The organism is Streptomyces atratus (assembly GCF_040655115.1).
GTDB lineage: Bacteria > Actinomycetota > Actinomycetes > Streptomycetales > Streptomycetaceae > Streptomyces > Streptomyces atratus_D.
The window spans coordinates 70,999-76,998 of record NZ_JBFAJH010000038.1; the positions used below are offsets into that span (position 1 = coordinate 70,999).

The 6,000-nt window shown below is 70.4% G+C and carries 5 protein-coding genes; 4 read left to right on the forward strand and 1 reads right to left on the reverse strand.

Translation table 11 applies throughout. The features are described from left to right. Nucleotides 1–9 precede the first annotated feature (9 nt). Genes AB0I23_RS30245 through AB0I23_RS30255 form a run of 3 tightly spaced genes read left to right on the forward strand, consistent with a single transcriptional unit; the run spans nucleotide 10 to nucleotide 2,194 of the window. Complete coding sequence (locus AB0I23_RS30245) at nucleotides 10–396, forward strand: transglycosylase family protein (RefSeq protein ID WP_436847021.1); 387 nt, start codon at nucleotides 10–12, stop codon at nucleotides 394–396. Continuing rightward, entirely contained in the window at nucleotides 393–1,295 is a 903-nt protein-coding gene (gene rsmA, locus AB0I23_RS30250; RefSeq protein WP_359114018.1) for a 16S rRNA (adenine(1518)-N(6)/adenine(1519)-N(6))-dimethyltransferase RsmA, read from the forward strand. The genes AB0I23_RS30245 and rsmA overlap by 4 nt, the downstream gene beginning before the upstream one ends. Then, a complete protein-coding gene (locus AB0I23_RS30255; protein ID WP_359114020.1) occupies nucleotides 1,292–2,194 on the forward strand; it encodes a 4-(cytidine 5'-diphospho)-2-C-methyl-D-erythritol kinase in 903 nt (300 codons plus the stop codon). Before rsmA ends, AB0I23_RS30255 begins: the two co-directional genes overlap by 4 nt. A gap of 44 nt (nucleotides 2,195–2,238) precedes the next feature. Here the strand turns inward: AB0I23_RS30255 and AB0I23_RS30260 are convergent, their stop codons facing one another. Beyond that, on the reverse strand, nucleotides 2,239–3,873 hold the full coding sequence (locus AB0I23_RS30260; RefSeq protein WP_359114022.1) for a transposase: 1,635 nt from the start codon (nucleotides 3,871–3,873) through the stop codon (nucleotides 2,239–2,241). A 145-nt stretch (nucleotides 3,874–4,018) separates the two neighbouring features. On the opposite strand from AB0I23_RS30260, the gene AB0I23_RS30265 reads away from it, so the two are divergent. Next, nucleotides 4,019–5,836 carry an ABC-F family ATP-binding cassette domain-containing protein gene (locus tag AB0I23_RS30265; protein WP_359114024.1) on the forward strand — a complete coding sequence of 606 codons (1,818 nt, stop codon included), beginning with the start codon at nucleotides 4,019–4,021 and terminating at the stop codon, nucleotides 5,834–5,836. Nucleotides 5,837–6,000: the final 164 nt, after the last annotated feature.

Sequence of the window (6,000 nt, forward strand, 5' to 3'; positions counted from 1 at the left end):
GCTCGCGTCGTGACGGTGTGCGGTACGTACGCCGTGCGGACCGTCGACGGAGTCCGGCAGCGGCCGCGGGCGCTGGACGCGGAGACCGTCCGCACGCCGCTCGACCGGATCGTGAAGGCGGGCACCGGACAGCGGCCGCAGTCGGTGGCGGACGTGCACGGACTGAACCGGCACGAGCTCGCGGCCTGCGAGTCCGGCGGCAGGCCCGGGGCGGTCGACGCCGACGGCACATACGGCGGGCTGTACCAGTCCGACACGAAGACCTGGCATGCCCTCGGCGGCAGCGGACGCCCGCAGGACGCCCCGACGTCCGGGCAGACGTTCCGGGCGAAGAAGCTCTGCGTGCGACGGGGGGCGAGCCCGTGGCCGCACTGCGGCCGTAGGCTTACCGGGTGAGCAGCACAGAGCCCGACGCCCTCCTGGGCCCCGCAGACATCCGCGACCTGGCCGCGAAGCTGGGCGTACGCCCCACGAAGCAGCGCGGTCAGAACTTCGTCATCGACGCCAATACGGTCCGAAGGATCGTACGGACCGCGGAGGTTCGCCCGGACGACGTGGTGGTGGAAGTCGGGCCGGGACTGGGTTCGCTGACCCTGGCGCTGCTGGAGGCGGCCGACCGGGTCGTCGCCGTCGAGATCGACGACGTGCTCGCGGCGGCGCTGCCCGCCACGGTCGCGGCCCGGATGCCGGGCCGCGCCGACCGGTTCTCGCTCGTCCACTCCGACGCGATGCTGGTCACGGAGCTGCCGGGCCCGGCGCCCACCGCCCTGGTCGCCAACCTGCCGTACAACGTCGCCGTGCCGGTCCTGCTGACGATGCTGGAGCGGTTCCCGACCATCGAGCGGACCCTGGTCATGGTGCAGGCGGAGGTCGCCGACCGGCTGGCCGCCCGGCCGGGCAACAAGGTCTACGGCGTGCCCTCGGTGAAGGCCAACTGGTACGCGGACGTCAAGCGGGCCGGATCCATCGGCCGCACCGTCTTCTGGCCGGCCCCCAACGTCGACTCCGGTCTGGTGTCGCTGGTCCGGCGGACCGAGCCGATCGCGACGACCGCGAGCCGGGCCGAGGTCTTCGCCGTCGTCGACGCGGCATTCGCCCAGCGCCGCAAGACGCTCCGGGCGGCCCTGGCCGGCTGGGCGGGTTCCGCGCCCGCCGCCGAGGCGGCCCTTGTCGCGGCCGGGATCTCGCCGCAGGCCCGGGGCGAAGCGCTGACGGTCGAGGAGTTCGCGGCCATCGCCGAGAACAAGCCCGCCCTGAAGACCGATGAGGACCAGCCCGCCGGGAGCAGCGAGTGAGCGTCACTGTCCGCGTCCCCGCCAAGGTCAACGTCCGGCTCGCGGTAGGTGCCGCGCGCCCCGACGGCTTCCATGACCTGGCCAACGTCTTCCTCGCCGTCGGCCTGTACGACGAAGTGACCGTCACCCCCGCCGACGAGCTGACGGTCACCTGCTCGGGCCCGGACGCCGCCCAGGTCCCGCTGGACGCCTCCAACCTCGCAGCCCGCGCCGCGATCGCGCTCGCCGAAGGCCACGGCATCGCGCCCCACGTGCACATCCACATCGCCAAGGACATCCCCGTCGCGGGCGGCATGGCGGGCGGCAGCGCCGACGGTGCGGCAGCGCTGCTCGCCTGCGATGCCCTCTGGTCCACCGGCGCCACCCGGGACGAGCTGCTCGCCATCTGCGCGGAACTCGGCAGCGACGTGCCGTTCTCCCTCGTCGGCGGCGCCGCCCTCGGGATCGGCCGCGGCGAACAACTGACCACGATCGACGTCGGCGGCACCTTCCACTGGGTCTTCGCGGTGGCCGACGGCGGGCTCTCCACCCCGGCCGTCTACGGCGAGTTCGACCGGCTCACCGCGGGCACCGACGTCCCCGCACCGGCGGCCTCCCCGGCGCTCCTCGACGCCCTGCGCACCGGCGACACCCACGCGCTCGCCGGGGCACTCTCCAACGACCTGCAGCCCGCCGCGCTGTCCCTGCGGCCCTCGCTCGCCGACACCCTCGCCGCGGGCACCGGGGCGGGCGCCCTGGCCGCACTGGTCTCGGGCTCCGGGCCGACCACCGCGTTCCTGGTGGCGGACGCCGAGTCGGCGCGGAAGGTCGCGGACGCGCTGCTGACGTCGGGGACCTGCCGGACCGCGCGCGTCGCGGTGTCCCCGGCGCCGGGCGCAACCCGACGGCCGTCAATCTGATGAACCTCCCTGGCAGCGCCAGGATCTCTGTCTTCCGCGGGCCGTCAGACGGTGTAGGCGCAGGCCTGGTCGGCACCCGGTGGGGTGGCGCTACCGCCGTCGTGGCACGTGGTGCCCCTTGGACTGGGGACGACAGCAACGCCTGCGCCGACGAGGATGTCGGTACGGGCGGCCCGGTTCTGGGCACTACTACGTGCTTCTCGCCTTTGCTCCGCACCGGCGCGCGCTTGCGCGTGCTGATGGAAGCCATGGCGTTCCCGCTGGTGAGGTGACCAGCCGGGTTGGGCCCGTAGATACGTCACTCGAAACCGTGTTTCGGGTGCCACCGGGACGTACGCCCCGTCGTTGACGGCAAGGGTGTGGATGTTCACCCCGCCCAGCGCATCCCGGTGCAGTGCCAGGAGGCAGTCCTTGTTCTTGCAGACATAAGACCGGCCGCGCACCTTGCGCCGGGTCAGACAGTATGGACAGGTCTGTGAGGTGTAAGCCTCACCGATGTGCCTGATCTTCAGACCGGTCTTGTAAGCGAGCTGCCGCTCCTGGGTGCCGCGCTCCCACTGTGAGAGCTGCTGGCGGGTGGAGCGTGAAGCGCGCCGCCGCTTCTCCGTATTCTTCTCGATGCCGCGCACATCACCCACTACCAGGCGCACCACCACAGCGGTGCCCCGTGGGACGTCCCGCTCGTGCGCCGTCACCTGGCCGCGGATGAAGTGGTTGGCCTTCGCTGTCACCTGATGGTTGAAGTCATGCAACCGGCGGTTGGTGCGTGCGGTCAGGTTCTTCTTCGCCGACGTAAGGCGTCGATGGCGGCGCGAACCGGGCTTGCAGCGGGAGACTTTCGCCTGCAGGCGTCCCATGTTCTTATTGCGACCGCGCTTGATGGAGCGCGCTGACCGGCCGTTGATCACCGCCACCTCGAAAGCGCCGTCCGGGGCCACCGCGGCGAGCGTCATCGGGTTGATGATGCCCTCGTCCACCGCGACCGTGACCACCCGCACCCCATCCGCTCCGGTTCCCTCGATTGAGGCGTCGGGCAGGGAGTCATCGGCCAGCCGGTGGGCTATGTGCAGTGACCAGCAACGGGCCGCGATATCCCAGCAGAGTTTGATCTCACCCCAGCGGTCAGGGGTGACGAGCAGCCCGTTCCGGTCGGCGAATTCCGGCGCCGGGACCAAGATCCGGCCTTGTCCACGGCCTAGTGACAGCGCGAGCTGCCCCTGCGGGGTGATGCGCCAGCCGAATCGGGCAGTGAAGATCAGGGGCCGGCACTTTTTGTCCCGCCAGGGGAACTTCACGCCCTCCATTCCCTGGGTGCGGTTGGTGCGAGCGGTAGAGATCGCATCGGCCAGGTCGTAGGCGATGGCCTGCGCAGTGTGCGCGTGCAGTGGCCGCGTCTCGGGCGGCAGTGAGGTGACGAAACGGCGGATGTCCTCCCGCCCCGGCCAGACCCCGTCCTTCCACTGCCCGCGCACCCAGTTCACGGCACAGTTCCACAGCAGCGCGGAAGCGTGGCAGGCCGCATGCGCTCGCGCATGATCGGCGCGGTCCAGCCAGACTGGCACCACCGCCGTCAGAACGCGCTCACCCGCCTCGGCTGCCATGACCAATCTCACCCCCCGTACACCAGATGCACGATCAAGCGACCGTACGACAAGACTCCTAACGCCCATCTCGTGCATTTGGACACGCCCTCGCACGTGCAGATCGACGGCACGCGCAGGGTGGCCCTGCGCCCGTGCTGTGACCGCCGGGGCTGCGCCCGTACGGAGCCCCCTGAGTCGCGACTACGCTTGAGGTCGATCGACCCCCTCACCTGGAGCGCTAGTGGCCGTCAATCTGGTTAATGTCGAGCAGGTCAGCAAGGTGTACGGCACCCGTGCCCTGCTCGACGGCGTGTCCCTCGGTGTGTCCGAGGGGGACCGGATCGGTGTCGTCGGCCGCAACGGCGACGGCAAGACGACCCTCATCCGGATGCTCGCCAAGCTGGAGGACGCGGACACCGGCCGCGTCACCCACAGCGGCGGCCTGCGCCTCGGTGTCCTCACCCAGCACGATTCGCTCGACCCGAAGGCGACCGTCCGCCACGAGATCATCCGCGATCTCGCCGACCACGAGTGGGCGGGCAGCGCCAAGATCCGTGACGTGCTGACCGGACTCTTCGGCGGGCTCGACCTGCCCGGCTTCGAGCACGGCCTGGACACCGTCATCGCCCCGCTCTCCGGCGGCGAGCGGCGCCGGATCGCGCTCGCCAAGCTCCTCATCGCCGAACAGGACCTGATCGTCCTCGACGAGCCGACCAACCACCTCGACGTCGAGGGGATCTCCTGGCTGGCCCGGCATCTGCAGAACCGGCGCTCGGCGCTCGTCTGCGTCACCCACGACCGGTGGTTCCTCGACCAGGTCTGTACGCGCATGTGGGACGTCCAGCGCGGCGCCGTCCACGAGTACGAGGGCGGCTACAGCGACTACGTCTTCGCCCGCGCCGAGCGCGAGCGGATCGCCGCGACCGAGGAGTCCAAGCGGCAGAACCTGATGCGCAAGGAGCTGGCCTGGCTGCGGCGCGGCGCCCCCGCCCGTACGTCGAAGCCGCGCTACCGCATCGAGGCGGCCAACGAACTGATCGCCGATGTGCCGCCGCCGCGCGACACCAGCGAGCTGATGAAGTTCGCCAACGCCCGGCTCGGCAAGACCGTCTTCGACCTGGAGAACGTGACCGTCCAGGCCGGACCCAAGACGCTGCTCACCCATCTCACCTGGCAGCTCGGTCCGGGCGACCGGATCGGCCTGGTCGGGGTCAACGGCGCGGGCAAGACCTCCTTGCTGCGGGCGCTCGCCGAGGCGGCCCGCACCCAGGGCGACGTGCAGCCCGCGGCCGGGAAGATCGTCGTCGGCAAGACCGTCAAGCTCGCCTATCTCTCCCAGGAGGTTGCCGAGCTCAACCCGAACCTGCGGGTGCTGGAGGCCGTGCAGCAGGTGCGGGACCGGGTCGACCTCGGCAAGGGCCGGGAGATGACCGCGGGCCAGCTCTGCGAGCAGTTCGGCTTCTCGAAGGAGAAGCAGTGGACGCCGGTCGGCGACCTGTCCGGCGGCGAGCGGCGTCGGCTGCAGATCCTGCGCCTGCTGATGGACGAGCCGAACGTCCTCTTCCTCGACGAGCCCACCAATGACCTCGACATCGAGACCCTGACGCAGCTGGAGGACCTCCTCGACGGCTGGCCCGGGTCGATGATCGTGATCTCGCACGACCGGTTCTTCATCGAGCGGACCACGGACCGGGTGATGGCGCTCCTCGGCGACGCCGCGTTGCGGATGCTGCCGCGCGGTATCGACGAGTACATCGAGCGCCGGCTGCGGATGGAGGCCGAGGCGATGCCCGCCTCGGCCGGCGCTCCGGCGGCGAAGGAGGCTCTGGCGGAGGCGGCCGTCTCGCCGCAGGCCGCGCGGGCGGCGAAGAAGGAGCTGCAGAAGATCGAGCGGCAGCTCGACAAGATGTCGACCAGGGAAACAGCCCTGCACGCGCAGATCGCCGACAACGCCACGGACTTCGAGAAGGTGGCGAAGCTCGACACGGAACTGCGGGAACTGGTCGCGGAGCGCGACGAGTTGGAGATGCGCTGGCTGGAACTGGCAGAGAGCGCCTGACAGTTCTTCAGCGGGCGGCTGTGCGTCAGGCGGTGCTGATGGTGTGTTCGAGGCGGGTGATACAAAAGAGGCTCCCCTGTCGTTTCCGTGGGTCGCTGACCTGGGCTGATATGCAGAACACGCCGTACCCCGGCTACGTTTCGACTTGCGACGGTACGAAACGG